Origin of the sequence: Paraburkholderia sp. C35, from assembly GCF_003121405.1 — a bacterium.
Taxonomy (GTDB): Bacteria; Pseudomonadota; Gammaproteobacteria; order Burkholderiales; family Burkholderiaceae; genus Paraburkholderia.
The window spans coordinates 1-25,884 of record NZ_QBUY01000060.1 but is presented as its reverse complement, the minus strand read 5'-3'; the positions used below and the strand labels follow the sequence as shown (position 1 = coordinate 25,884).

The 25,884-nt window shown below is 62.2% G+C and carries 26 protein-coding genes and 1 pseudogene; 9 read left to right on the top strand and 18 right to left on the bottom strand.

Annotation, left to right across the window (positions count from 1 at the left end; all coding sequences use genetic code 11):
• The first annotated feature begins 194 nt into the window (after nt 1–194).
• Nucleotides 195–431 (top strand): hypothetical protein, encoded by a 237-nt coding sequence (locus tag DK391_RS28015; RefSeq protein ID WP_109481263.1) that lies wholly within the window; start codon nt 195–197, stop codon nt 429–431.
• Nucleotides 432–565: 134 nt separating this feature from the next.
• Here DK391_RS28015 and DK391_RS28010 read toward each other — a convergent pair whose 3' ends face one another.
• The 3 genes from DK391_RS28010 to DK391_RS45400 all read right to left on the bottom strand — a co-directional run bounded on the left by DK391_RS28010 (nt 566) and on the right by DK391_RS45400 (nt 2,859).
• Entirely contained in the window at nt 566–1,477 is a 912-nt protein-coding gene (locus DK391_RS28010) for a LysR family transcriptional regulator (protein ID WP_109481262.1), read from the bottom strand.
• A gap of 111 nt (nt 1,478–1,588) precedes the next feature.
• Nucleotides 1,589–2,335 carry an acetoacetate decarboxylase family protein gene (locus DK391_RS28005; RefSeq protein WP_239482976.1) on the bottom strand — a complete coding sequence of 249 codons (747 nt, stop codon included), beginning with the start codon at nt 2,333–2,335 and terminating at the stop codon, nt 1,589–1,591.
• A complete protein-coding gene (locus tag DK391_RS45400) occupies nt 2,236–2,859 on the bottom strand; it encodes a tautomerase family protein (protein ID WP_239482973.1) in 624 nt (207 codons plus the stop codon). The genes DK391_RS28005 and DK391_RS45400 overlap by 100 nt, the downstream gene beginning before the upstream one ends.
• 227 nt (nt 2,860–3,086) lie before the next feature.
• On the opposite strand from DK391_RS45400, the gene DK391_RS27995 reads away from it, so the two are divergent.
• Complete coding sequence (locus DK391_RS27995; RefSeq protein WP_109481260.1) at nt 3,087–3,968, top strand: LysR family transcriptional regulator; 882 nt, start codon at nt 3,087–3,089, stop codon at nt 3,966–3,968.
• Between the two features lie 79 nt (nt 3,969–4,047).
• On the opposite strand, the gene DK391_RS27990 is transcribed toward DK391_RS27995, so the two are convergent.
• Complete coding sequence (locus DK391_RS27990) at nt 4,048–4,419, bottom strand: hypothetical protein (protein WP_239482972.1); 372 nt, start codon at nt 4,417–4,419, stop codon at nt 4,048–4,050.
• Between the two features lie 157 nt (nt 4,420–4,576).
• Nucleotides 4,577–4,921, bottom strand: coding sequence for a hypothetical protein (locus DK391_RS27985; protein ID WP_109481258.1), 345 nt, complete (start codon nt 4,919–4,921; stop codon nt 4,577–4,579).
• 449 nt (nt 4,922–5,370) lie between these two features.
• On the opposite strand from DK391_RS27985, the gene DK391_RS27980 reads away from it, so the two are divergent.
• Nucleotides 5,371–6,561 carry a porin gene (locus DK391_RS27980; RefSeq protein WP_109481257.1) on the top strand — a complete coding sequence of 397 codons (1,191 nt, stop codon included), beginning with the start codon at nt 5,371–5,373 and terminating at the stop codon, nt 6,559–6,561.
• Nucleotides 6,562–6,634: 73 nt separating this feature from the next.
• On the opposite strand, the gene DK391_RS27975 is transcribed toward DK391_RS27980, so the two are convergent.
• Nucleotides 6,635–7,984, bottom strand: a complete 1,350-nt coding sequence (locus tag DK391_RS27975) for an LLM class flavin-dependent oxidoreductase (protein WP_109481256.1) — start codon at nt 7,982–7,984, stop codon at nt 6,635–6,637.
• Nucleotides 7,985–8,050: 66 nt separating this feature from the next.
• Complete coding sequence (locus DK391_RS27970) at nt 8,051–9,274, bottom strand: acyl-CoA dehydrogenase family protein (RefSeq protein WP_109481255.1); 1,224 nt, start codon at nt 9,272–9,274, stop codon at nt 8,051–8,053.
• A gap of 329 nt (nt 9,275–9,603) precedes the next feature.
• On the opposite strand from DK391_RS27970, the gene DK391_RS27965 reads away from it, so the two are divergent.
• Both DK391_RS27965 and DK391_RS27960 read left to right on the top strand, forming a co-directional pair.
• On the top strand, nt 9,604–10,392 hold the full coding sequence (locus DK391_RS27965) for a MetQ/NlpA family ABC transporter substrate-binding protein (RefSeq protein WP_239482975.1): 789 nt from the start codon (nt 9,604–9,606) through the stop codon (nt 10,390–10,392).
• Nucleotides 10,393–10,495: 103 nt separating this feature from the next.
• Nucleotides 10,496–10,693, top strand: coding sequence for a hypothetical protein (locus tag DK391_RS27960; RefSeq protein ID WP_109481253.1), 198 nt, complete (start codon nt 10,496–10,498; stop codon nt 10,691–10,693).
• A gap of 23 nt (nt 10,694–10,716) precedes the next feature.
• Here DK391_RS27960 and DK391_RS27955 read toward each other — a convergent pair whose 3' ends face one another.
• Nucleotides 10,717–11,739, bottom strand: coding sequence for a fatty acid desaturase (locus tag DK391_RS27955; RefSeq protein ID WP_109481252.1), 1,023 nt, complete (start codon nt 11,737–11,739; stop codon nt 10,717–10,719).
• A 140-nt stretch (nt 11,740–11,879) separates the two neighbouring features.
• On the opposite strand from DK391_RS27955, the gene DK391_RS27950 reads away from it, so the two are divergent.
• Complete coding sequence (locus DK391_RS27950) at nt 11,880–12,452, top strand: hypothetical protein (protein ID WP_109481251.1); 573 nt, start codon at nt 11,880–11,882, stop codon at nt 12,450–12,452.
• A 67-nt stretch (nt 12,453–12,519) separates the two neighbouring features.
• Here DK391_RS27950 and DK391_RS27945 read toward each other — a convergent pair whose 3' ends face one another.
• The 4 genes from DK391_RS27945 to DK391_RS27930 form a co-directional block, all read right to left on the bottom strand.
• The gene (locus DK391_RS27945; protein WP_109481250.1) at nt 12,520–13,785 is read right to left on the bottom strand and encodes a hypothetical protein; all 1,266 of its coding nucleotides are present in this window, start codon (nt 13,783–13,785) and stop codon (nt 12,520–12,522) included.
• Nucleotides 13,786–13,878: 93 nt separating this feature from the next.
• Nucleotides 13,879–14,214: an HdeA/HdeB family chaperone gene (locus tag DK391_RS27940; RefSeq protein WP_109481249.1), complete on the bottom strand. Its 336-nt coding sequence runs from the start codon at nt 14,212–14,214 to the stop codon at nt 13,879–13,881.
• A gap of 194 nt (nt 14,215–14,408) precedes the next feature.
• Nucleotides 14,409–15,074 carry a response regulator transcription factor gene (locus tag DK391_RS27935; protein ID WP_109481248.1) on the bottom strand — a complete coding sequence of 222 codons (666 nt, stop codon included), beginning with the start codon at nt 15,072–15,074 and terminating at the stop codon, nt 14,409–14,411.
• A gap of 107 nt (nt 15,075–15,181) precedes the next feature.
• Nucleotides 15,182–16,306, bottom strand: coding sequence for an SBBP repeat-containing protein (locus tag DK391_RS27930; RefSeq protein WP_162600923.1), 1,125 nt, complete (start codon nt 16,304–16,306; stop codon nt 15,182–15,184).
• Nucleotides 16,307–16,648: 342 nt separating this feature from the next.
• On the opposite strand from DK391_RS27930, the gene DK391_RS27925 reads away from it, so the two are divergent.
• Together DK391_RS27925 and DK391_RS27920 are read left to right on the top strand one after the other, a co-directional pair.
• Nucleotides 16,649–17,827, top strand: coding sequence for a hypothetical protein (locus tag DK391_RS27925; protein ID WP_162600922.1), 1,179 nt, complete (start codon nt 16,649–16,651; stop codon nt 17,825–17,827).
• A gap of 309 nt (nt 17,828–18,136) precedes the next feature.
• Entirely contained in the window at nt 18,137–18,340 is a 204-nt protein-coding gene (locus DK391_RS27920; protein WP_109481245.1) for a hypothetical protein, read from the top strand.
• A 72-nt stretch (nt 18,341–18,412) separates the two neighbouring features.
• Here the strand turns inward: DK391_RS27920 and DK391_RS27915 are convergent, their stop codons facing one another.
• Nucleotides 18,413–19,090: a response regulator transcription factor gene (locus DK391_RS27915; protein ID WP_109481282.1), complete on the bottom strand. Its 678-nt coding sequence runs from the start codon at nt 19,088–19,090 to the stop codon at nt 18,413–18,415.
• A gap of 704 nt (nt 19,091–19,794) precedes the next feature.
• On the opposite strand from DK391_RS27915, the gene DK391_RS27910 reads away from it, so the two are divergent.
• Nucleotides 19,795–20,457 (top strand): GntR family transcriptional regulator, encoded by a 663-nt coding sequence (locus tag DK391_RS27910; protein WP_109481244.1) that lies wholly within the window; start codon nt 19,795–19,797, stop codon nt 20,455–20,457.
• Nucleotides 20,458–20,459: 2 nt separating this feature from the next.
• Here DK391_RS27910 and DK391_RS27905 read toward each other — a convergent pair whose 3' ends face one another.
• From DK391_RS27905 to DK391_RS44985, 5 genes and pseudogenes are all read right to left on the bottom strand, one after another.
• Complete coding sequence (locus tag DK391_RS27905; RefSeq protein WP_162600921.1) at nt 20,460–20,630, bottom strand: hypothetical protein; 171 nt, start codon at nt 20,628–20,630, stop codon at nt 20,460–20,462.
• 42 nt (nt 20,631–20,672) lie between these two features.
• The gene (locus DK391_RS27900) at nt 20,673–22,256 is read right to left on the bottom strand and encodes an AMP-binding protein (RefSeq protein ID WP_109481242.1); all 1,584 of its coding nucleotides are present in this window, start codon (nt 22,254–22,256) and stop codon (nt 20,673–20,675) included.
• Between the two features lie 144 nt (nt 22,257–22,400).
• The gene (locus DK391_RS27895) at nt 22,401–23,144 is read right to left on the bottom strand and encodes a DUF2278 family protein (RefSeq protein WP_109481241.1); all 744 of its coding nucleotides are present in this window, start codon (nt 23,142–23,144) and stop codon (nt 22,401–22,403) included.
• A gap of 30 nt (nt 23,145–23,174) precedes the next feature.
• Entirely contained in the window at nt 23,175–25,454 is a 2,280-nt protein-coding gene (locus DK391_RS27890; RefSeq protein WP_109481240.1) for an amylo-alpha-1,6-glucosidase, read from the bottom strand.
• Nucleotides 25,455–25,686: 232 nt separating this feature from the next.
• Nucleotides 25,687–25,884 (bottom strand): annotated as a pseudogene (locus DK391_RS44985) (hypothetical protein); the annotation flags it as partial.

The window sequence follows — 25,884 nt, the reverse complement described above, 5'->3', positions numbered from 1 at the left end:
CGTGAAACGACGATCGCAAGCCAATGATTTTATTTAATAAATATTGTGTGCGAAGCGACACATTCGACGTTCGCGTGTCGCAGCAACTTCGGTACGCTCTTATACAAGAGGGGAATGTTCGACGGCTCCCTGCCAGGTGACCGGCAAGCCGATAAGAACGCCCAGTGATTGTTCAAACCGCTGGAGAAAATACCATGTTGCATGTTTACGTCGAACCCGTGCCGAAGGGCCGATGGGGGCCGATCGATGGCTACACCGTCGAATTCAAGGACGGCACCAAGGTCACCCCGGAAATCTACCGCTCGGAAATGCTTGCCGTCGGCGAAATCAAGCTGCGCGGCTACCTGCCGCTGATCGCGAAGGTTCGCATCACCGACAAGGCCGTCAACGAACACTGGCAGGCTGCCGAAGCAGCGCAGCAACCAGGCTGACGCCATCTCTTCTGGCCAGTTGTGTATCGTTCACGCGTGCTTCGCGATCTCGCGAAGCACGCGCTTCCCATTGACGGACTGACGCGCAACGCCAGACATGAACCCGGCGCGATCAGCGATCAGCGATCAGCAAATCACCGCCCGTCGCGCTGCAATGTCTCCGCGAGATGATTGACGACTGCGCGCGTCTTCGCCGCCATCTTCTGCCCGAGCGAGATGATCGCGTGCACGGGCGGTCCGTCGACATCGGTTTGCGGCAGCAGATGCACGAGGCGTCCCGCCGCGACATGTGGAAGCGCCACACGATCCAGAATCTGCGCGATGCCGAACCCCGCCACGGCGGCTTCGACCAGCGCTTGCCCATCGGCTAGCACCAGCACAGGTTGAGGCGAATAGTCCCGGACGGCATCGCCGTCCTGCAGCGACCACGCACGCAACCGCCCCGACGGGCCGCGAAAGACAATCGCATCGTGACTGGCGAGCGCGCCGATGTCGCGAATCTCGCCGCGCCGCCCGATATAGTCGGGCGACGCATATAGACCGAGCCGCAGGTCGCACAGCTTGCGCACCGTCAGTTCGCTGTCGTCGGGCAATGCGCCAATCCGCACGACCACATCCCAGCCCTCGCCGATGGGGTCCGACATCCGGTCGGTGAGCGCGACTTCGAGTGTGATTTTCGGATGCTTCTCTCGCAACTCGATGAAGCTGGGCAAAAGCAATCGTCCGAACCCGGCGGGCAGATCGATCTTGACGCGCCCCGCCGGCTCCGAGCGACGCGAGGCAAGCTGCTGCTCCGCTTCACGCAAGCCATCGAGCGCCTGCTGCGCGGCCTGCAAATATGTTTCGCCGTCTTCCGTCAGCCGCACGGCGCGCGTGGTGCGCTGAAACAGCTTCGTGCCCAGCCGTGCTTCGAGCCGTTGCACCGCCTTACCGACATTCGACTTGCTGCTGCCGATTTCTTCGGCAGCCCGTGTGAAGCTGCCGCTCTGCGCGACGGCAACGAAGACCGCGATCTCGTTGACGGGTGCATCTGCGCGTTCGTTCATGTGACGATCGATCGGTCTGGAATCGGAGTTCGGCCACTTTAGCAGTTCCGTTGCGTTCGCGCGTACGGCGCGCGGCCTGCACGCGCCGCGCACTCAACGTAATCAACGCACTCAGTCCAGCGTCTTCAGATCCGTCACCGTGTACGACATCGACAGTCGATAACCCGCGCCGACGCGCACGGGCGCGAGATCGGCGATCTCTTCACCCTCGGCTGCAGGCAGGGTCAGTTGCCCTTCGCCCGCCCACACGTCGGCCATGCGCGGGTTGTCCATGATCGACATCACCAGTTCGTGCACCGCGGGCTTGTCATGCTGACCCGCCGCGAGGCTGGGGAAATGACGCAGGTTCACGATCGGGCGTCCGGCGAGACTGAGCGTCGAAGGATCGTCGACCTTCGCTGTCAGCTTGACCTCGGCGCGTGCAATGCGCTGACCGGCCGTCGATGCCGTCGCGGCAAAGCGTGCGCCGGGTGCGACCTGTGCAGCCGCGAGGCTCGGCGCTGCGAACGTGCGCGTCTGATGCACGGCGCCGAGGCGCTTCGGAAAGCCCTGGATCAGGCCACGCATGATCGCCGAATCGTTGTCGACAAAAATGTATGGGCAGTAGGCGACCGGCTTGCCGTCGTGCAGCGCATCGACCAGCAGGAAAAACTCGCGGTACTGATAACGCGCCGGGTCGAGCAGTTCATCGTTCTCACCCGTGAACTGCCAGTCGACGAAGATTGCCGTGGCATGCCCTTGCGCAGCCGGATCGACAGTCAGGCCTTCCGGCAAGGTCGCCGCGACGGCAGCGGGATCGGCCCAGAACTCGACCACCAGAAAATCGCCCGAATAGTGCCACGGCGGCGGCGGTGCGATGCTCGACAGGCCACGGGGCGAAAGAGGAACGGCGTATTGCTTCGACATGATGTGCTCCAGAATTCAATGTATCGGAATGAGGTGAATGGCTGTCCGTCTGCGGGGCACGCTGCCGGGGCCGCGCCTGACGCGCCTGCCGCCATCGCTGCGCTGCGTCCCGCGAGACCGTTGCCCGCCGTCCAGTTTTCGCTCGCGACTTCGATGAGGTTGATGAACACGTCGGCGGGCTTCACGCCGGGGTTCGCCTCGAGACGCGCAACGAGATCGCGATAGAAGCGCTCCTTGGCTTCGGCCGAACGGCCCGCCGTCAGCGTGATCTGCACGAGCAGCAAATCAGCCGAGCGTGTGAACGGAAACGTGGTGTTGACGTGAAAGTTCGCGTCGTCGTATTCGTTGACGGTCATGAAGAACGCTTGGGGATGCACACCCAGCGATCCGTGAAGCGTCGCGTGGATCCCTTCGAGCACGGCGATGCGATAAGCCGCAGGCTTGCCGCAGCGCATCGAGACATGAGTCATTGGCATTTCAAACTCCCAGGTGCATTTGCTTGAAACCAATCTTAGGCTCGCCGGGAGATAACACCAATTCATCACCCGGTATTTCTGTGATGATTTTTCTCAATGATTTATTCGATCGATTCGAACATAGTCAGCGCGTGTAGCACGACACCAATGTCTCCATAAATCGGTCCCAATGCACGAATTCAGGCTTCGTCCTATGATTGATCAGGCAGATGACTGGAGACACCACGATGAGTACCGTTTATCAATCGCCGCCCCGCCGACTCGACCTCGACGACGTCCAGGCCTTCGTGCTGGTCGCCGATCTCAGCAGCTTCACGCGCGCGGCTGAAGTGCTCGACATCACGCAATCGTCGATCAGCCTGAAGATGAAACGGCTCGAAGAGCGGCTCGGCAGGCGCCTGCTCGAGCGCACGCCACGGCGCGTGCAGTTACTACCCGAAGGCGCCGCTTTTCTCGCGTCCGCCCGCGAACTGCTGAGCGCGCATGACCGCGCGCTCAATCCCGTCGTGCAGGTGCAGCGCAGCCTGCGGCTGGGCATCATCGATCACACGGCTGCCGATGGCCTGATCCCGCTGATCGCGCGCATCTCGACGCAAGATCCGACGCTGCGGGTCGAAGTGAAAATTGGCGCGTCGAGCGAAATGCTCGCCGACTACGACTCCGGCGAGCTCGATGCCGTGTTCGCGCGGCGCGACGCCACGCGCCGCGACGCGGAGAAGCTGTTCGTCGAACACTGCGGCTGGTTCGCGTCGCCCCAATGGACGCACACGCCTGGCGAGCCGCTGCGCATCGCCTCGCTGTCGGCGCCGTGCGGCGTGCGGGCGACCGCGCTGAAGGCGCTGGATGAAGCCGGGATCAAGTGGACCGAGGTATTCGTGGGCGGCGGCATTGCCACCGTCGGCGCGGCCGTGATGGCCGGCCTGGCCGTTGCGCCGATGACGCGGCGCGGCTGCCCGCCGCGAGCTGTAGATGTCGGCAGCCGCCTCGGTCTGCCACCGCTCGCCTCTATCGAAATCGCCGTCTATACGCGTGTGCGGGACGCGAGCATGCGCGAAACGATCCGCAGCCTGGGCGCTGCGCTGCGCAGCGCGAATGCGTCCGCGATGTGACGCCGCTGCACGTCGAGCTTTCGGTTTCGTCCGATGGTTAGTTCGGGCGACACCGCACGTCACGCGCGCCCGTCATGCATCAAAAACGGGGATGACACTCGAAGGTAAGCTGTGCCTCGTGGACTTCGAGCGACCGCACGCCTCGCGATGATTCCGACACGATGCTCGGCACCTCGCCGCGTTGCGCGCAGAAATCGTTCGCGCTCTGAATGACGGCCTTGTGCGATCGCGCCCACGCGACATTGCCGCCCGCCGCCGACGCATGCAACGTATAACGCCCCGCATCGCCCGTCTCGACGACGGGGCTGGAACTGGCGCACGCCTGCATCAGCACGGGTAAGAGCATGAAGAGAGCCGCACGCGCGGTGCGCTTTTGCAATGCGCCTGCCGCGCGTTGCCTGACGCGACGCGTCAGATCAGACAGGACTTGCTCGAGTCCGGATGGATTCACGACAACCTCTAAGCTGAACGCACCTGCCCTATGCGGTGCGAGACCGTCGCGAGTATGAATCGGTCTGGCCCCGCGATCAGCTATCGAAGTTGCAATACAGTGTTCGGCTGGTACAACGATCCTTCCTGGCGTCGCGCGTGGCGATGAGCGCGCCCGCTCACAGTGCTTCCTGGCACAGCGACATCATTCGCTGCACCATCGTGCTGGCTTCGTTCAATTCCATCTCGCTGGTGAAGAGCGCGTTGACGCTCGACAGCCGCACGGCGATCCCCGCTTCCAGCAGATGGTCGCTCGCGATCTTCAGCGCGAACTGGCCGATCCTGACGCGATCGAGCCAGTCCATCTCCACTTCGTTCTTCGCGAGCCAGCGGCGGCAGCATTCGACCACGTTGTCGACGCGCCATTCCTGCGTCAGCGCGTACGACGCCGCCGCGATGGCAACCAGATAGCACAGCAATTCGGGACGCGCGCTGCCGGCGTTATTGAATTCGGGTTTGAGCATGGGTTGTGGACCTCGATTCTGTTTGTCCAGTCTTCAATACGTATGTGCTTTTGCACTGAAAACAACCTGCGCGCTAGCGCTGAACGCGGCAACCCGCGCCGGCGCCGCGGCACGCCCGGTTCGGCGCGCGGTTTGACCTGCGGTTCCAGGTGCGGTTCCACGTGCGCCAGTCAAAAGTCTACGCCTTTTTCCCCACCCGCCGATTTATGCGCGCACTCACCGTGCACACATAGACCGACCGTACGGTCGACTCTCGGTCGCACGATGAAGACGGCCACTGTGCCACATCGAAATCAGCCCTGCGGCTCAACGAATTTCACTGCGTGCATCCGTTATAAATCGCAAGTCATGCGGATTACAAAGTAGAAATCGTTGCTTCGGGTTTGGTGTTCGCCCGAATAGCATCGGGTTCCTTACTAACCACTTGACTCCAACAAAAAGGGAATCCGATGAAGCGTGTTGTTCTAGCCAGCGCAGCAAGTCTCGCTGCGGCATCGCCCGCACTTGTCCAGGCGCAAAGCAGCGTCACGTTGTACGGACTCGTCGATGCGGGCATCACCTATACCAACAACCAGAAAGGCGCGAGCAACATCCAGCAGACGAGCGGCAAACTGAGCGGCAGCCGCTGGGGCCTGCGCGGCGTCGAAGATCTCGGCGACGGCCTGAAGACGGTGTTCACACTCGAAAGCGGCTTCCGCCCGAACGACGGCACTGCAGGACAAGGCGGACGCCTGTTCGGCCGGCAGGCGTTCGTCGGCGTGCAGAAGACGGGCATCGGCACCGTGACGCTCGGGCGTCAATACGAGCCGGTGACGGATCTCGTCTCGCAGTTCGCGGGCCCTGGATTCTGGTCGCCCTCCACGCACATCGGCGATAACGACAATCTGAACCAGACCTTCCGCATCAACAACGCCGTGAAGTTTCGCAGCGACCCGCTTGCAGGCTTCACCGTCGACGGTCTGTATGCGTTCAGCAATCAGGCCAACGGCAACAACGGTACAGGCTTCAGCAACAATCGCGCGTGGGGTGTCGCGGCGAACTACGTGAACGGGCCATTTGCGATTGGCGGCGGCTACAACGTGCTGAATCATCCGAACGCAGCATCGAATACGGTTGGCGCGATCGGCGGCGCGTCGACCACAGCGGGCGACGACTACAGCGGTGCGTTCTTCTATGGCCTGAACGGTGGCGTCGCGCGCCAGCAGATTGCGGCGGCGGGCACCAGCTATGCGCTCGGCGCAGCGACCTTCGGTTTTGCATGGAGCCACACACAACTCGACTACAACGATGGCTCGTCGCGCAAGTTCAACAACTACGATCTGAATGCGCGCTACCTGTTCACGCCCGCGCTGACGTTGATCGGCGTGTACACCTACACCGATGGCCGCGCGACCAACCTGCCGGGCACCAACGGCGCGAACCTGAAGCCGCGCTGGCATCAGTTCACGCTCGGCGTGGATTATGCGTTGTCCAAGCGCACCGATCTGTATTTGTCGGCCGCGTATCAGCTTGCGGCAGGCGATGCATCGACGCGCGTCGGCGCGGGTTACCAGAGGATTGCCGCGATTGCCGATGCCGGCACGGCGTCATCGACGAACCGTCAGGTCGCGTTGTTCTCCGGCTTGCGCGTGAAGTTCTGACACGCGTGAATGCAGCAAGCCGCAACGAAGGGTTCTATCGTTGCGGCCTGTGTTCCGACTGCGGTGGATGGATTCAGGCACTCTTGCGCCATAGCTGCGCATTGTCGGGCCGCGCCAGCCCGAGGTGCTCGCGCAGCGTCGTGCCTTCATATTCGCTGCGGAAAATGCCGCGTTTCTGAAGGATCGGCACGACGCCGTCGACGAAATCGCGCAAGCCGTCCGGTAACGCGTCGGGCATCAGGTTGAAGCCATCGGCGGCGCCGCCGTTGAACCAGTGTTCGATATCGTCGGCGATCTGCTCGGGCGTGCCGACGATCACGCGATGCCCCGTGCCTCCCGCCAGCGAACGGATCAGTTCACGCACCGTGTAGCCATGCCGGCGTGCCTGCGCAACCGTCGCCTGAAAAAACGTGTGATTGCCGTTGCCATCGCCGGGCAAGGTCAAATCGGCCGGCAATGGCTCGTCGAGCACGAGGCGCCCGGCGTCGATGCCCAGCGTGCCTGCCAGACGGTTCAAGCTGTAGCGCCACGGAATCTGGTCGATCAGTTCGTCACGGCGGCGCAAGGCTTCCGCTTCCGTCGCGCCGATGATGGTCGTCAGCCCCGCGAGCACCTTCACGCCAGTGCGGCCATACGCCGCCGCTCGCGCGTTGAGATCGCGCCGGTACGCAGCCGATTCCTCGAACGACTGCGACGCGGAGAACACGGCTTCTGCGTGATGCGCAGCGAGATCGCGGCCATCTGCCGAGCCACCCGCCTGCACCACCACGGGATGCCCTTGCGGCGAGCGCGGCAGGTTGAGCGGACCCTGCACGTCGAAGTGCTGCCCGCGATGCGCGACGGGATGCACCTTCGCGACATCGACGAAACGTCCGCCCGTTTTGTCGCCTACGAACGCATCGTCTTCCCAGCTATCCCACAGTGCCTTGACGAGTGCGGTGAACTCGGCGGCACGTTCGTAACGTTGCGCGTGATCCGGCACGGCATCGCGGCCGAAGTTGCGCGCCGAAGGCAGATCCGCCGTCGTCACGACGTTCCAGCCTGCGCGTCCGTGGCTCACGTGATCGAGCGTCGCAAAGCGCCGTGCGATGTTGTACGGCTCGTTATAACTCGTCGATGCCGTGCCGATCACGCCGATATGCGTGGTCGCGGCAGCGATGCTCGCCAGCAGTACGGTCGGCTCCAGCGCGGTGATCGGGCGGAAATCGATCTGATCGACGATCGCCGCGTTATCGGCCAGAAACACCGCGTCGAGCTTCGCCGCTTCCGCGATCTGCGCGACGCGCACGTAGTGGCCGACATCGATGAAAGCACGCGGGTCGGCATCGGCGAGCCGCCATGCGGACGGCACGAAACCCGAGTGCAGGATGTTGACATTCAGATGCAGGCGGCGCGGTGCCGCCTGGGCCGTGATACGACTCATCGTGATGCTCCGTGGTACGAGTGTGAATCTGCCTGCTTGCGCATGCCTGTGAGTGCGCCTAAAGCCCTAGAAAACCCGGCCCTCCGTCAGATGGGTCGTCACGCCGTTCAATGCGTAGTCGCCGATCACGCGGGCTTTGTGCAGCAGCGGGTTGTGGCTGAAGAGGGTGCGCAGGTTGCGCCAGTGACGGTCGAAGTTGTGCGCGCGTGACGTCGCCGATGCGCCGCCCGCTTCGAACATGCGCTCGGCAGCATGCAGCGCGAGCTTGCTGACGATCAGCTGCGTGCGCGCCGTCGCGAGCGCGGCTTCGAGTACGAGAGCTTCCGCATCGGACTCGCCGTTGCGAATTGCCTGCGCGGAGCGTTCCAGCACGCGCGCGTTGTCGCGCACGAGCACGTCGATGGCATGGCTGTGCGCCGTCAGGTCGCCGATCACCTGCTGGATGAACGCGTCTTCGCGCGCGGAAGGTGCGGGGCTGTGCAGCGCCGGACGTCCATGCTGCAGCACATAGCGCTGCGCATCTGCGACGACATTGCGCACGATGCCCGCGCCCACCGCAACGAGATGCAACTGCCGCAGCGCACCGCCATGACGACCGGCCAGCGTGGTCTGCACACGCGGCGTGATTTCGTCGGCGCGCACCAGCAGGTTGTCGAATGCGAGGCTGCCACTTGCCGTCATTCTCTGGCCCATGCCGTCCCAGTCGTCGAGCACGCGAAAGCCTTCGCGCTTCACGGGCACGATAGCGATCACGGCATCGCCATTGTCGTCCTGCAGGTTCAGGCGTGCATAGTCTGAAAACGCCGTGCCCGTTGCGTAGTACTTGCGGCCGCTCAGTCGATAATGCTCGCCCTCGCGGCGCAACTGCGGCGTGATCTCGCCGGGACGGGACGTGCCCAGTTCCGTCGATGCCCCGCCGAAAATCGCACCCTCCGCTACCCGCTCGATCTGCACGACGTTGAACGGTGTGCGCGGCGACAGCAGCAGCGCCTCGGTCTGATCGAAATGAATGCGCAGCGCGTGCGCAAGATTGCTTTCTGCAGCGGCGAGCGTCGCGATCACATGGAACACATCGTCGAGCGAGCCGCCCAGGCCGCCCCATTCGACGGGCAGACGCAACCGCCCAAGCCCCGATTGACGAAACAACGCGAAGCCGTCGAACGGCAATTCGCGCCGCGCCTCGCGCGACGCCGCGCCTTCGCCAATCGCTTTCGCGAGAGCCGGCAATCCGGCTAGCGCCGTGTGAAGCCGCGCCCGCGCGGCGCGATCTGTGAGCTCTTGAGCAGGCATTCGGTGATCCCTTGTTCTGGACATGCGGTCCGATATCGGCGTGTTGCCGACAGACAGGCGAGCCAGTATAAGGACGCACGTTCGTATGGATAACCACCGATTTGCGCTTACGTTATTCGCGTACGTGCATTGAACAAAGTGCTGATGACCGATTGATTCGCAGCGAAGCAATTCACCTCGCCGGGCCTAACGATCGCTCGATTCGTTCTTTGACCTCGCCATTCTCGGGTCACGATAATCGGCATCCCATGATTACGATCAGGAGCGCGTTCATGCGCACATTTGCCTCATTCGCGCACCTCGTCACGGCTGCCGCCTGCTCGATGCTGATGTTATCCGCCACCGCAGCGCACGCCGCCGACGATCCCGCAGCGAAAGCGCAGCAAACGCTGCGCATCGGCTTCGTGCCCGGCCCTTATGCCGATGAATTCCGTCAGGGCGTCGAGCCGCAACTCGTACGCAAAGGCTATACCGTGCGCTACGTCGAATTCAGCACCGGCCTCGAAGCCAATCAGGCCGTCTTCAGCGGCGAAATCACCGCCGACGTGATGCAGCACAGCGTCTATCTGAAGTCATACAACGATCGCAACGGCACCGATCTGGTGCCCGTCGTGCAGGTGCCGACGCCGCCCATGGGTCTGTATTCGACGAAGCATCGCTCGCTCGCCGATGTGAAGCACGGCACGACGGTCGCCGTGCCGAACGATCCCGTCAATCTGGAGCGCGCGCTGAAGATCCTGCAGGCGATCGGCTGGATACGTATTCGCGCGAACCCGAATCCCGTCGATGTCACCGAGCGCGACGTGATCGCCAATCCGGCGGGCATCCGTATCGTGCCGCTCGAATCCGCGCAGGCACCGCGCGCGCTCGAAGATGTCGATTACGCTGCGATTCAGGGCAATTTCGCGATTTCGAGCGGGCATCGTCTCGCCGATGCGCTCGCGCTCGAACAGATGACGTCGCCCTATGTGAATCAGGTGGTCGTGAAGGCTACCAATCGCAATGCGCGTGCAACAGCCGATATTGTCGCGGCGTACCAGTCGGATGAATTCCGCAGCGCGATACTGGGGAACCGTGTCTATGATGGATTTCGCCTGCCGGACTATTTTAATCGCTGAACCGGACACGGGCGGCATGCAGGTCTGCATTTGCATTTAGCTGCCGCGCGCGGCTGCACCAGGTATACGATGGACACATTAGCCACCGTTATCAGGAGGCGCGATGAAAGCGATATGTCCGTTGCACGGGCCGACCACCATCGTTCGCACCAACGAATATGGCTTCCCCGTCTACGCGTGCTGCTGCAACGACGTCCCGTATACGACGCCGCCCGACGCATGCACGCGTGCGCCCACACAGCAAGGCAACGATCCCCGTCAGCAACCCGAACAGCCGAAGACCCATCGGGAGCCACGTTAGACGAAGGTCGAGCGGCCGTACGATCACGCAGTCAGATCCTCGCGTTGCGCACGTTTGTGCGCGCGACGCGGCATGCGCCGGTTCACTGGCTGTTCGACCAGCCGGGGAAACACGGGAAAATCGGTTTCGTGCAATGCATAGCGCGTGAGCAGTTCCCAATATCCACCGTGAATCACGAAGCCGCCGTTCTTCGCCGCATACGCTTCGCGACGCATCCGGTAGGCACGCGGCAATTGATACCACGGCAGATGCGGCAGATCGTGATGCACGAGATGATAGTTGTTGTTCAGGTACAGCAACCGCATCAGCAGTCCGGCTTCGTTGATGACAGTGCGATGCTTCGGTTCGCGTGCCACACGGTGCTCGTATAGCGACCGGATCATCGCCAGCGACAGCGCAGGCCATGTCACGGCCAGCAGGTAGTACCACCACGGAATCCCCGCGAAGCAGTCCAGCGCGGCAAGCAGCAGAGCGACGAGCAGTGCATGGATGATCCACGTCGACACATAGCGCCTGTCGCCACGCCGCCACTCGCCGAACGCGCCTGCAAGCATCGTTGCGACGCTGAGCGGCGGACCGATGAGCAGACGCCCGATGAAATCCTTGCGCATGTGCCATACCGCGCGTTGCACACGCGTCGCGTTGATCCATTGCTCGGGTGTCACATAGTTGCTTTCGGGATCGATACCCGGCACGGTGAGCGTTTCGTCGTGATGATGCGCGATGTGACTGTCGCGATAGATCGTGTATGGATACCAGATCGCGAGTGGCACGCTGCCCAGCAGCCGGTTGATGAATGCGGACCGCGTCGGATGGCCATGCAGCAGTTCATGCTGAAGCGACATGTGCCACGTGCACAACACGATGAGCAACGGCGTCGCCATCCATAGCGACAAGACACCCGCGTGCACGCACAGCACCACGGCACACCATCCGCCGTAAATAAGCGCGATCAGCAGCCATGTCGGCCATTCCGTGCGTGCCATGAAAGAAGTGCGCAGCGAGGCGATTTCGCGTGCGTGCGCGGCGTCGAAGTAGTCGGCCATTTTGCTGAACAGAAACGTTGATCACGCACGCAATCTAAAGCCCGTCACTAAGCGCGGAATTACGTGAATGCGTTACGACGACCATCATTCATCGCTAAGTGTCGAGGCCGACAATCGGCCTGAAAAATGGAGGTGAAATCATGAAGATGAAACTCTTTCTGCTGGCGCTTGCCGCCGTGCTGCCGATCTCGGCTCATGCCGCTGATGGGTATGTTCGTACCGCCGAGCTCGTATCAAACGCGCCGCAGGTTTTGACGCAGGCGGAAAGCACACTCGGCGGTCCTGTTGCATCGCCCGCTATCCTGCCTGGCCAGCCGGATCATCTGTTCGCGTATGCCGATACCGACAGACAAACGGGCAACTACACGCTCTTCATCGATAGCCAGCCCGATTGCCAGGGCGCGCATTACTGCAATATCGGTTCATTGAGTGTCACGAAAGGACAGCGGCCCACGCGGCTACGCGATCTCAACGGCAACATCCTGACTATCAAGGTGCAGATGGCGGGCGGCCGGGTTGCGTACTTCACGCCGGGACACAGCATGGGCGACTACTGGCCCGCGCGGATCGAATGGATGCGTCAGGGCGCGCTCTACTCGCTTTCGTGGAACGGCAAGTTTCCGGACGGCGAGAAGCGCACCTTGCTGACGCTGGCGAACTCGGTGGGCGTGGCAAGCGCTGCCGGATCGACTTCGGCGCGAAGCGGCAGTTAGAGATTGATCAGGGAGATGAACGTGCGGCACACAGGGTGTGTGAGCCGCACGTTCATGCGCGAAGCCGTTACGCCTGGCAAGCTGACATGAGCCGGCTGACGGCACGTTCCGAGAGCGTCCGCATGATCGCGGGTTCGATGAACTCTTCCACATACACGGTATTCGCGACCAGCACGCCGTCATACACCGACACCGAAACGTTCGGGAATGTCTTCAGCCATCCGCACGCGTATTCGAATCCCGTCACTTTCAGTTGTTGCGTCGGCCAATGAAACTTCACAGCCTGCATGTCGGAAATATTGCGCGCGACGGGGGCCTGCTGCGTGCTGCCGAAAGCCTTCGGATAGTTCTCGTAGTCGTGAAAGATGAGACCGTTGGCGACACCTTCATGAATCTCGCGAAAGATATGCTGCGCGATATCGAACAACGGACGGTCGAGATCGTGAATCGGCGTGATGTGTCCGGTGATCGCCGAGAAAACGAGTTCGGCAGAAACATGCGGTTCGATCCTGCGGCGCATGTCGATCGACGATCGCATGAGAATCCGGCGTGGCGCTTCTTTCGCCACGTCGCCAATGGCGAGCGCAAAAGCGGCAAGCAGCAGCGAGTGCACGGAAGAACCATGTGCATGTGCTGCCGCGCCGATCCGTTGCATGTCATCGGCGCTAATCACGATCCGGTCGTTGCGATGCGTTACACGATCACTACCGCAAGGCACACGCTGCGGGATTTCGGCGAACGCGCCGCTGTACGGCGTGAGACTGCTGGCATGTTCCGCCGGCAGCGCAGCCAGACTTCGTCTCACGGCGGCATCGACGGGAATGGGGAACGGTTGCAGATTCACCGTCGGGATCATGCCACGTACGATGCAATCGCAAAGATAGGCAATGCACGAATGCAATTCGATCAGCGATGTGGCATCCGTCACGGCATGCGAGCTGAGCATGAAGACGTCGAGCGTGTTGTCGCCGGCAATGACATGCACGCTATAGATGCGCTTGCCCGTATCTAGCTCGGCGTTGAGCAGCATGTCGTACATCGCGTCGGGCGTGCATGTCGCGGCCGATTGCCACGACTCGACGCCCGCCACGTCGTCGTCCCGCTCGACGAAGAGTCCGTCTTCGACGATGGTCCGCAAGATGCCGTAGCGAGCTTCGAGAAATTCGATTGCCGTATCGAACTGCTCACGGCTGACCGTTCCCTCTATGCTGCTGCGGCTCACCACGAGCGTGCGCGTGCGGATATAGGTCATTTCCGTCGGCGAGGCCTTGCGATAGATACGCCGCACGGTGCGCAGCGGGTCGTGTGAAATTCGTTCGCAAAGGCTCTGCATGACGGGCTCCTGACAACGGAAGAAGATGAAAATAGGGCGGCTGGTCCGGCGACAGCGCTGCGCGCGTGTCGCCGGAACTCACCGCCGAAGCCATCACGAATGTTCGAACAGCTTGATCTGCTTCGACTTGATCATCTCGCGGACCTTCGATTTGAACGGCGTTTGCGGATCTTTCTCGCATGCCTGCGCGACCGTCTCGGACACGGGATGCGCGGTATCGACCACCATCGTGTCGGTTTCCTTCACGCCGAGCTTGTCGACGCCTGCGACCCAGTACACCAGCGCGGGGCGATACACTTCATCGACTGATACATAGTCGGCACACGTCATCTTGGCGGGGCTGACTTTCGTTTGCGCTGCGCTGGCGGTTTGCGCAGCGGAGATGGCGGCGAGGGAAGCGAGGACCAACACGATTTTTGCGTACTTCATAAGACACTCCATGATTTGAGTTGCCGGAATCGTCGCAAGGGTGACGACCTGGTGGCGATTGACCGGCACCTGTGAGCCGGTATGCTTCGCATGGTAGAGAGGCAGAATTAGCCGATCATTAACAGTGCGATCGCTTCCACCGATGTGTTTCAGCCGCACTCATTCACTGCTAACTGTGGTTCGATAAGCTCGCGTCACGCATTGGCGTGTGCAACCGTCCAGCCAAGTCCGCGCACGTTGCGGATCAGCGCTTGACCGTATTTCTTGCGCATCGTGTGGATGAGCACATCGACGGCATTGCTCTCCACTTCCCTGCCCCAACCGTATAGCCGGTCTTCCAGCTGCCCGCGCGACAGCACCGTGCCGGGCCTTTCGAGGAAAGCGTGCATTAGCGCGAACTCGCGCGCCGACAGCAGCGACGCCACGCCATTGCAGATCAGCGTGCGCTTCTCGAGATCGAGGCCGAGCGCTGCATCGCCGATCGCAGATGTCGCATAACCCGCTCGACGGCGCAACACGGCACGGATACGCGCCAGCAGTTCGCGCACGGCCAGCGGCTTGAGCACGCAGTCGTCCGCGCCAGCCTCCAGGCTGCCGACGCGCGCATCGAGATCGTCTTCTGCGCTGAGAATCAGCACGGGCACGCTATTGCCCGCCGCACGCAGCGCGCGCAGCACGTCGAGTCCCGTCGTATCGGGCAGGCCGAGATCGAGCAACACGGTCGCATAGTAGGCCGTGTCGATCGCGCTTCTGCCCGTCCTGCCGTCACGCACCCAATCGACACTGAACTCTGCCGCCTTCAGCGCACGGCACAATTCGTTACCTGCCTGCACATCATCTTCAATCAATAACACCCGCATGATGTCCTACCGTTTGATCAAGAACCTGTCGAATGCGATTGCGCCGCCATCGAGCGGCGGCGCGCAATCCCGGTGGAACGGCGAACCTTCGCCGTTATCTGGCTGGTTTATTGCAGCGGTCCAATGCTCAGCACGACGTTATCGTCGATATCCGTCGCATAGAGCGCCCCGCCCGTCCACAGCAGTCCACCGATATCCGGCAGCGTCGCGGGCAACGGTCCCGTCTGCAGGTTCGTTTGCCCTGCCACGCCTGCCACCGTGCTCACCCCGCCTGCCGGAGAGATCTCGCGGATCGTGCTGTTGTTGAAATCGCTGGCGAAGACATTGCCCGACGAATCGAGCGTCAACGCATCCAGACCGCTAAACGTGGCGACGTTGCCCGGCCCGTCCGTCGCGCCCGAGATGGCCGTCGTGCCGGCCAGCGTGGTCGCGACGCCCGCGGTTCCGTTCAACGCGATCTTGTAGAGCACGCCTGCGTTCGCGTTCAGATCGTCGTCGGAGACATAGATGTTGTTGGACGAATCGACCGCGATGCCCTGCGGGTTCACCAGCGCGAGCGCGCCGCCACCCGAGGCGCTCGTCAGCGAAATCAGGTTCACTACGCCGGCGGGCGTGATCTGCGCGAGCACGCTCGATTGCGATGGCGTGGACGTGAACACGTACACGTTGCCGCTGCCATCAACCGCGATCGCACCGCCGCCGTCCGTCTGGATCGCGAGACCGGTCGAGGCATCCTTGAGCGTCGTGACCTGGCCGGCCGGCGTGATCTTTCTGATGACTGCCGCTGTCGCGTTGACGGCCTGATCGGTGACGTAGAGATTGCCTGCACTGTCCGACGCCATCATCCAGGGACCGGCGAATTGCGCGCCTGTGCCCATGCCGTCGGCGGAACCTGCCTGCCCTGGCGTGCCCGCAAACGTCGACACCACGCCGTTGGTGATCTTGCGGATCGTGTAGTTGGCTGTGTCCGCAACGAACAGATCGCCTTGCGGATCGTTCGCGAGACCTTGCGGCAGATTGAACTGCGCTTTCGTGGCGGCACCATCGACATAGCCGCCCGGGGTCGTCATGCCCGCAAAGATGCTGATGGTCGGCCCCGTCACCGGCGTCGGCCCTGACGAAGGGGACGACGATCCACCGCCGCCGCACGCGCCGAGAAAGCCCGCGAGCACAGTGGCCGCAACCACGCGGCTGATTGTGGACAGATTCGAAATGGTTGAAGTCAGTTTCATTTGAAGCATTGCCTTTCGTAAAGAAGCGCCCTGCCGCCACGCAACGGACAGGCGTAGGCCTGCCGCCTGCGAACAGCGCGCACGGATGTCTGATCTGAATGTGCCGACAGTCGGCCAATAGCGCCGGAAAGATCGGCGAGCTGCCTGCGGCCGTTACGCAGCTGGCTCGTCGTGGCTTTGTTCCGGAGCGAGACAAAGCCGGCTCGTGTATCGCGTCCGGCACAGCGCCGGACGGCGGGACCTCCACGGATTCGGCGTGGGTGAATTGTGTAAAATCCCGAGGAGAATTCCATCCCCCGAACAGGGTATGAAATGCCCTCGTTCTGCTTGTCGGAGACGCATGTGGCCAGGTCCGACGTGTCTGACGTGATCGATCTCATCTACGGCGCGACGCTCGGGGACGACGTTGCGTGGTCCGACCTTGCGCCGCGGCTATGCGCGATGTTTCGCGCGCAACGGGTTTCACTAGGGCTATCCGAGCCCTCCGGCGTATTGCGCTATCTGCTCGGCGGCGGCAACGAATATGCCGACGCTTACTCCGCCTACTACCACCGCGTCGATCCCTTCCGGCAGCGCGCCGAGCGCGTCTTTCTGCGCCTGAACGGCGCATCCATGCAAGCCATGCTGGGCGAACAGCTCGTGCCCGACGAGGTGCTGCTGAAGTCCGAGTTTTATGTCGACTTCGCACGCGCAGCGGGCATTCGCCATGTGCTCGGCGGATCGCTCGGCGTGCGTTCAGCCAGCCCCATCGCCCTGCAGCGCGATGCACGCGCAGGCGCTTTCGACGAAGACGACAGAAGGCTTCTGCTGATGCTGCTGCCGCATTTGCAGCGCGCTCTGCAACTGGAAGAACGTCTCGCCGTCACGCATCGCACCCGACTGGGCATGGGCGCGCTCGATGCGCTCGCCATCGGCGTGGTGGTGGTCGATGGCGCGATGCGCGTGCTGCACGCGAACACTGCCGCCAGCCGGCTGATGGACGGCGCACGCTGCGGGCTGACCATGGCGCAGGCGGGACCACGTCCTGGCATCGGCGACATCTCGCTGCACGCGCGACATCCCGACGATCATTCGACACTCGGCAAACTCATAGCATCGGTTGCAACGGGCGGCGCGGGTGGCGCGCTCAGACTGCGCAATACGCGCGACGAACCCGCGCAACATGCATCGCTTGCCGTGCTCGTGTCGCCTGCCGTAAGCCACTTTCTCTCCGACGTGCGCGACGCATGCCGGGTCGTGCAGGGTGCGGCCACCCTCGTCATCCGACAGTTGAATCACACCTTGCGGCCGCCGCCTGCGTTGATGAGCGAGCTCTATGGACTCACCAGAGCCGAGGCCGACGTGGCGCTGCGCTTCAGCGGCGGTGCGACTGTCGAAGACGTCGCGCGCGTGCGGCAGGTTTCCCTCGAAACGGTCCGCACACAGGTCAAGACGATTCTGCGCAAAACGAACGCCGCCAGCTTGCGAGACCTGGAGCGCATCATCGCAATCAGTTCGGCACTGGTACCCGCTGAAACGTAAATTCATTGCGATCATCCCGGCGATAAAGTGATGAATGAAATAGCAACGATGTTTTGCGTAATGTGCCAGCGCAGACTTAGTTGATTCTTAATGAAACGTGCGCGCTACTTTCTATTTATCGCCTGAGACATTCAGGGCTTGTTTTAGCGGCTATTTGCGTGTCGGCACGATGCGAGCGGCTCATTCGCGGCTAATTCTCTGTCGTTAATCTGTTTGCGTGCGTATTCGACAATCGCCACGAGAGAAACGGCGATACTTTACGTATTGAGCCAGAAGCACTGGCACGCCAGAGAGATGAAAGGAGGTTTTATGAGAGCGCTAACCGATGAACGGCTCAGCACATTGAGCGAAATTGCGGCTGACTGTTTCGATGTCGATCTGCTGGATGCCGATGCACCCGAGCAACGCGTATGGGTCAAACCGGCCGATATCGTGCGAGCGCTAGAAACTGCCTACGACATGGGCCTGATCGTCGGGTATCAGTTGACGCGCTCGGGCAGGGTTCGCGCATAACGTGACGAGGCAGCACAGGCAGTGTGCTATCCGCAGAAACGAAGCGGGCCTCCCGGCCCGCCTTCGCATCACTCAAGCAGCGCCCGCTTCCCGTGAACGGGTGACCGTCCAGCCGAGACCGCGCACATTGCGGATCAACGTTGGGCCGAAGCGCTTGCGCATCGAATGAATCAGCACGTCGACTGCATTGCTGCCGATTTCTTTTCCCCAACCGTAAATGCGATCCTCGAGCTGACTGCGCGACAGGATCGTGCCGGGCCGCTCCAGAAAGCTGTGCATCAGCGCAAACTCGCGTGCCGACAGCGTCGACGCAACACCATGACGATGCAGCGTGCGCTTTTCCAGATCGAGACTGAGTGCTTCGTCGCCAATGCGCGAAGTGGCGTAACCCGCCCTGCGCCGCAACACCGCGCGCAGCCGCGCGAGCAGTTCGCGCATATCGACAGGTTTCAGCACGCAATCGTCCGCACCGACATCGAGACTGCGCACCCGCACGTCAAGATCGTCGCATTCCGTGAGTATCACCACGGGAACGGGATTGCCCGCGCCGCGCAGCGATTTGAGCAGATCGATTCCGCCGACATCCGGCAGCCCGAGATCGAGCAGCACGGCCGCGTAGCAGGTGGAATCGATGGCGATGGCGGCAGCCTTGCCATCCCGAATCCAGTCGACTGTATAGTGCGCGTCCTTCAATGCGCGAAAAAGGCTTTGACCAACCTGTACATCGTCTTCAACCAGTAAGACTCGCATCATTCCCTCTGTACATGGCCGCAAGCATTCGGGCAACACATGGCCGAACGCTCTTGGGATCGGTGGACCTCCCCGGGTTCCTTCTGGATAACGTATTAGATGTTCTCTCAGACATCCAAAGGCAGGACCGGGCACCTTTTGTTTTGATCGTGATCGCGGTGCGCGAGTAAAAGTCCGTGCTGCGTCAAAGAAAGCGAAACGCCGGCGGCTGACAGAGAAACCTCTGTAGTAACAGTACAGCGTTACTAAGAAGTGAGTGGATTCTAGTTCAGGGAAAACCGCAGACAATAAGGGATAACCCGTAGCCCCTCAGAGCCTTTGTGGAAGCGTTTCCCACGGTGCTCAGACCCTTTGCTGTGCCGCTAGTTTTTCCGGATAAAGCTCGATATTTCAACGATTAGAAGCGCTTCCACGGTTTTCACGTCCCTAGCGACGGCCGATCGGAGCAGCGCGTCTCACCCGATTCGACAGAAGACGAATTCTCGTGTCACACTGCGCTTGCGAGTGCTGGCAAGCTCCTGTAGTTTTCGCTTAATAATCTGTTTATTTTCAGTAGCGCGCTACTAAAACGGGCTGCCTGACCGAAACAACGGCGTGAGCCAATCTGGCGCCGTGCGTGAGGCGGTTTTGTTGCATGGCACGCCGCGCGCCGGCAACAACGCTTGAGTACACTCAAACCACTTCGATTGATACCGAGGAGCGAGATGGAGTTGCTGCAAGGCATTGCTGCAGGGAACCTGCGGGAACAGGTTGTCGAGCGTGTGCGCGCCGAGATCGTCTCCGGACGCACGCCGCCCGGCAGCGTGTACTCGGTGCCCGGCCTCGCCACGGAACTAGGCGTATCGACCACACCCGTGCGCGAGGCACTGCTCGAACTGACGCGCGGCGGCTTGCTGGTTGCCATGCGCAATCGCGGCTTCCGCGTCGAGCGTCTTTCGCTGCAAGCGCTCGATGATCTCTTTACGATGCGCGAGCTGCTCGAACGCTTCGCGCTCGAAACACTCGCACGCCAAGGCCTGAAAGACCGCGACGCACTCGTCGGCCATGCAGACGACGTCGCGCGCGCAGTCGAATCGAGCGATGTCCCGTCCTATATTGCGAGCGATCGTTCGTTTCATGAAGCGATGGTCGAGCAGGTCGGCAACCCATTGCTGACCCGGATGGTGATGCAACTGCGCGACGATATGCGGCTATACGGCATCGACTCTGCCGATGGCGTCCAGCGTCAGAAAGAATCGGTGGGCGAGCACTATCAGATGATCGAACTCGCTGAACAGCGGGACGTGCAGGCAATCGGTGGTCTGATCAGCCGGCACATCCTCGCGTGGAAGCCGCTCTTCAAGGCGGCACTCGACACGCAGAACTGATGTCAGTGCAGCATCGCAACGGCCAGTTTCATTTCGGCCAGACCGAGCAGCACGACAACCACGATACACAGCAATAGCGGAAACGGCCTGCGCTCCCGTCTGGTCTCATCAGCCTTGTTTCCAGACGGGTCCGCACTACAGCCGTGCTTCCGTTGATGTTGGCGAGCGGGCATGTTGTTCATCTCCTTCGAAGCCGTTCGCGTACGCCGATCGGATCAACAAGGGCGAAGCGGTTCGCCGGCAGTTCGACGCGCGGCCTGCACACGCGCCTGGCTCTCGGTGCGCGTCCGATCGAACAGCGTCCTTTCGAGCGCGCCCCTGTCCGCCTTGCCCTGCTCCGTCAGCGGTATCGCCTGCGCTTGCGCCAGTCCGACCGCATTGGCCACCAGATCGCCGAAGGCGGCGCTCAACGCCCGCGTGCATCGTGCGAGATTCACCCGCTTTCCCGCCCAAGGCTCGACGGCCGCATACCACGCGTGTCCGCCATTCACGTCGGTCGCGGCAAATACCACCGCATAACGCACGTCGGGCAGCCGGCAGAGCACATCTTCGATATGCACGGGGCCGATGGTGCGTTGATCGATTTCGGCGACATCGGACGCGCGGCCAATTACATGAAGATAACCTTCGTCATCGATCAGGCCGATGTCGCCCGTCAGGCACCAGCCGTCGCGGAATTTGCGCGCGCCTTCCGCGGCCTGGTTGCGATAGCCCTGCGCGACGGCTGCGGAGCGCACCTCGATACTGCCGGGATGCCCGTTTGCCGCGAGCGAGCCGTCGGCGCAGCGCAGGCGCACCTCGACACCCGTACGGACGCGCCCCGCCGTCTCCAGAAGCGCGGGACTGGCTGCGTAGCCGGCGGGCGGCAGGACACTCACCAGCCCGGCTTCGCTGGCGCCGTACATGTGCGTCAGCACGGGACCAAGACGTCTGAGCGCGCGTTGCCGCAACACGGCAGGCGCCGAGCCGCCGACGTGCGCAATGCTGCGCAGCGAGGACAGATCGCGGCGTCCCACATCGGGATGGTCCATCGTTTCGAACAGTTGCGGCTCGACCAGCAGCACATCCGTGATGCGCTCCGAATCGATGGCCGCGAGCGTGGCTGCCGCGCTGTATTCGCGATCCAGCACCACCGTGCCGCCGCCAATCAGCGTGGTATCGACGAGTACTTGCGACAGATACGCGAGCGGCCCGTTGACCAGTTGCCGCCGCTGCGTGTCACGCGGCCCCGTCACCATCGCCGAATAGGCGGCGAACGAACGGCGGCTCGCTTTCGGCACGCCCGTCGTGCCGCCCGCCGAAACGATCACAGCGAGTTCATCCGGCATCGCGCGGCTTTCGCGCGGCAGGCCCGATTGCACATTGGCGAAGCTGTCGAGATGAATCCGCGTGCTCTGATAACCGACCGAGACGATGCGCGCATCGACGACATCGCGAACAAGGTGTGCCGTCTCCGGAAATACGACCAGCAGCGTGGGCCTGATCCGCGCAAGCAGTGTTGCGCGCCGCTCGGGACTCGCGAGCGCGGGCAGGAACATGGTCGCAGCACCGAGCAGGTTCGCGGCATAGCGGACAGCGAGCGCATCGGGCCGGTTCGGCGCATAGAGCGCGACGATCGCGCCCCGGCCGATGCCGAGCGCGCCGAGCGCCCGCGCATAGCGATAAATCGCGCTGCGCAGCGCGCTTCCTGACACGTCCCCGCCTTGATAGCGGATCACAGTCCCGTTGGCGCGCGCCGCCAGTTCGTCGAGCAAAGGATCGACGTACGGTCGACCGGCTGCTTGGGCGTTGGCTTCCATGTTGTTCTCCTGCTTCTGCTGTGGCGACCCGCATCGGGGTTCGATTGGAAGCATCTTGCCGGTCGAGAATGAGACTCGAATTAAGCGGCAGCGATGATGCGCCTTGTCAGCAGAAAACAGAGAGAACGCCGGCCCCGCCGTGCGCTAACCGAGGATCGGATGCGACGTGCCGGGAATCGGCCAGCCCCGGTTGTCGGTCGGCACGAGCTGGGTCTGGAATGCGACGAACAGCGCCTGAAAGCGCCCGTTCACCTCGACGATGACGGCACCATCCTGGAACGTGCCGTTCTCCGACGAATGATCACGCTCGCGGCTACCGTGCGGCGGCTTTGGATTGCCCTGGTTCATGTGCGTCTCATGCAGGCCGTCGTGTTCCGGCTCGAACAGAAAGCCGAAGCCATACACCGTGACATCCGTGGACGGCTTCCAGCCGCGCCGCATGTCGTTGCCGCTCTTGCCAGGATACAGATAGTCGACAGGTGCCGCCGACATATCCAGTTGCAACATGCCGTTGACGAGCGCGTTGATGTCGTTGTGCTCGGTTGCGGTATCGAGCGTGATGGGCCGCATGGTCGAGAGATCGACGAGACGTGGGTCGTGCACGTAGTCGAGCTTCGGAAAACCCGTCTGCGCGAGGCCGGGCGGCAGTTTCGCCAGATCGGTCACCATCGGGTGATCGAAGTACTGGTTCCACGAATACAGCACGTTATAGCCGGCTGCGCCCGTAAGCGAACTGTCCGACTTCACATTCGTGACGATGGCAAAGTCGCCGCCATTCGCATCGTCGACCACGATCACATAGTGCGGATCGCCATTGTAGCCGTTGAGGAACGGCACGCCGAGCTTCAGCGCGCCCTTGAACATGACATAGACGTTTTGTTGCGGCATGTCTTGCAGTTCCGTGAGAGGTTGAACGCGTTACAGTAGCGCGATGACCCGCACGTCGCCCTGCTCCGCCGACGCCACGACCTTGCCCGCCACCCGCCGGAACGTGATCGACACCGACGCATCGCCGACGCGCAGATCGCCGATCTCGATCCAGTCGATACCTTCGGGCAGCATCGGCTGTTCGATCAGCACTTCGCGCCGCGCCGCGTCGATGGTGATGCCCAGACACGCTTCAAGCATCATGAACGGCGAGCCGGCTGCCCAGGCTTGCGGCAGACACGCGACGGGATAAGCCGTTGGCGGCTCGCCGCGACGGCGCGGGAAACCGCAGAACAGTTCGGGCAAACGCATATCGAAGTTGACGGCGGCCTGGAACAGCGCCTGCAGCAACCGCACGGCCGCCGCCTTCGCACCGTAGCGCGCCAGCCCGCGCGCGCACAGTGCGTTGTCGTGCGGCCATACGGAACCGTTGTGATACGCCATCGGATTGAAACGCGGCTGACCAGCAGCGAGCGTGCGCACGCCCCAACCCGTGTGGAACAGCGTGGATTCGAGCGCACGCGCGACCGCCTCGCCGCGCTCGCGCGCAGGCAGCCCGAATGCGAGCAGATGGCCCGCATTCGACGCCAGCACGCGGCACAACTCGCCCTTGCCGTCGAGTGCGATGCCGTAGAAGTTCGAATCGTCCATCCAGTACTTGTCTTCGACACACGCGCGGATCGACGTGGCGCGCTGCGTGTAGCGCACGGCGTCGTCGGCCTGGCCGCGCAGCATCGAGAATTGCGCCATGGTGTCGAATGCGGCGCTTGCGTAGGCCTGGACTTCTACCAGTGCGATCGGTCCTTCGGGGAAGCGCCCGTCGGCATGGAACACGGAATCGTGGCTATCTTTCCAGCCCTGGTTCGCCAGCCCGCCATCCGATGCGCGCTGATAGTCGAGCAATCCGTAGACGTTGCGGTCGCACACGCCCGCCACCCACTTCGCCGCGCGTTCGAGCGCCGGCCACAATTCGTCGACCAGCGACGTGTCCCCCGTGCGTGCAACATAGGCGCCCGCCAGCACGATGAAAAGCGGCGTGGTATCGACGCCGCCGTAATACAGCGCGAACGGCACCTCGCCCGTCGCCGCCATTTCGCTGCGGCGCATTTCGTGCATGATCTTGCCGACCGCGGCGTCGCGGAACGCGGAATCTTCTTTCGCCTGATGTTCGGCCAGAAAGCGCAGCACCCCGCGCGCGAGGCCGGGCTGAAGCCACAACATCTGCAGCGACGTGATGACGGCATCGCGCCCGAACGGCGTCGAGAACCACGGAATGCCCGCATACGGATACGGCCCGGTGTCGAGATCCGTCGTCAGCAGATTCAGGTCGGCCTGCGAGCGATCGATCCACGCGTTGAAGAGCGGGTTGCTCGAACGCACACGCGCCGACGCACGGCGCCGCTCGCGCATCACGAGGTGGGCATCGACGAGTGCCGCGCGCACGGCCGTACGACCCACGCGCGGGCGCGCAGCATCGACCTGCGACACATGCAGTTCGGTGACGGTATGCGTGGACTGCGGTACATGAATATCCGGCTCGCCCTTATGCGCTGCGACCTGCACGGCAACCGACAGATAGATCGACACGCAGGCCTGCGCGGGCAGCTTGACGGAATAGTCGGCGCGGTCGGCGAGCAGCTTGTCGGGCATCGGCGAGAAGGCGACGCGCGTGTGGCGCGTGACATCGTCGAGACCGATATAGCCGAGCACCACTTCGTTGTTGTGCACGCGCGGCGCTTCGACCGTGCCCTGCTTCGCGCGCTTGAGGCCGCGCACTTCGAACATGTCGCGGAAATCGCTGCCGAAGGAGATGGACAGCGGGACGACAGCGTCGGTCGTGCCGTAATTGGTGAGTTCGATGGCCTCGTTCATCACGGTGCCGGACAGCACGCGCACGCGCTCGACGTGGATCACGCCTTCGGGCGTGCTGTCGCCGCCGAGCGGCGGCAGCGGACGATTGGTCAGATGCGCGGTGAATGACGTGTTGTCGCTGCTGACGCTGCCCGATAGCAGCGAAGGCGCGCGACCGCCGAAAGTCAGACGCAATTGTGACAACACGCGTGTGTCATTGACGAACAGACCGTCGTCGTGGCCGGTGACATCGCCGAGGGGATCGTTGACGATGAACGTGCCGCCTGATTTCAGCACATGCTGGGTCGCGCTGGCGACGTTGAGGTTTTCCGGTGCGATGAATGCACCATCGCTCTCGTCGCCGCGATAGTCGACGCCGCCTTGATGGGTCAAACCGCCGAGTGCTTCTGGATCCTGCATCAGCTTGCTCCTGTGCTATGGGCTTTCGGTTTGGGTTTTTGTGCCTTGTTCCGGCTTTCTGTTCTGGTGATTGTAGAGGGTTCGACGGGTTACGACAGATGATACTGGGTGAGGTGCCCCGAATCGGGGCGAAATTTTTTTCTGATCTTGTTGTAGGGGTGGGGTTGGCACGGGTCGTGCTGTTTATTCGCGTGCGCTACTGGCGAGTTTTGGTTTTGCTCTTTGAGGCGTGTCAGTCTGTTACGCAGGTTTTTCTAATTGGTTCGGCGTCCTTTTGAAGTTTTTTTGTTTTGGATATGTGGCTTGCGTTGGCGGTTCTTCGGTGGCATCCGCTTTTTGTTAGTGGTCCGCTAGCGTTGCCCCTGTGCGGGGCGGCACTTACTTTCTTTGCCGCCGCAAAGAAAGTAAGCAAAGAAAGCGGGCTAACACC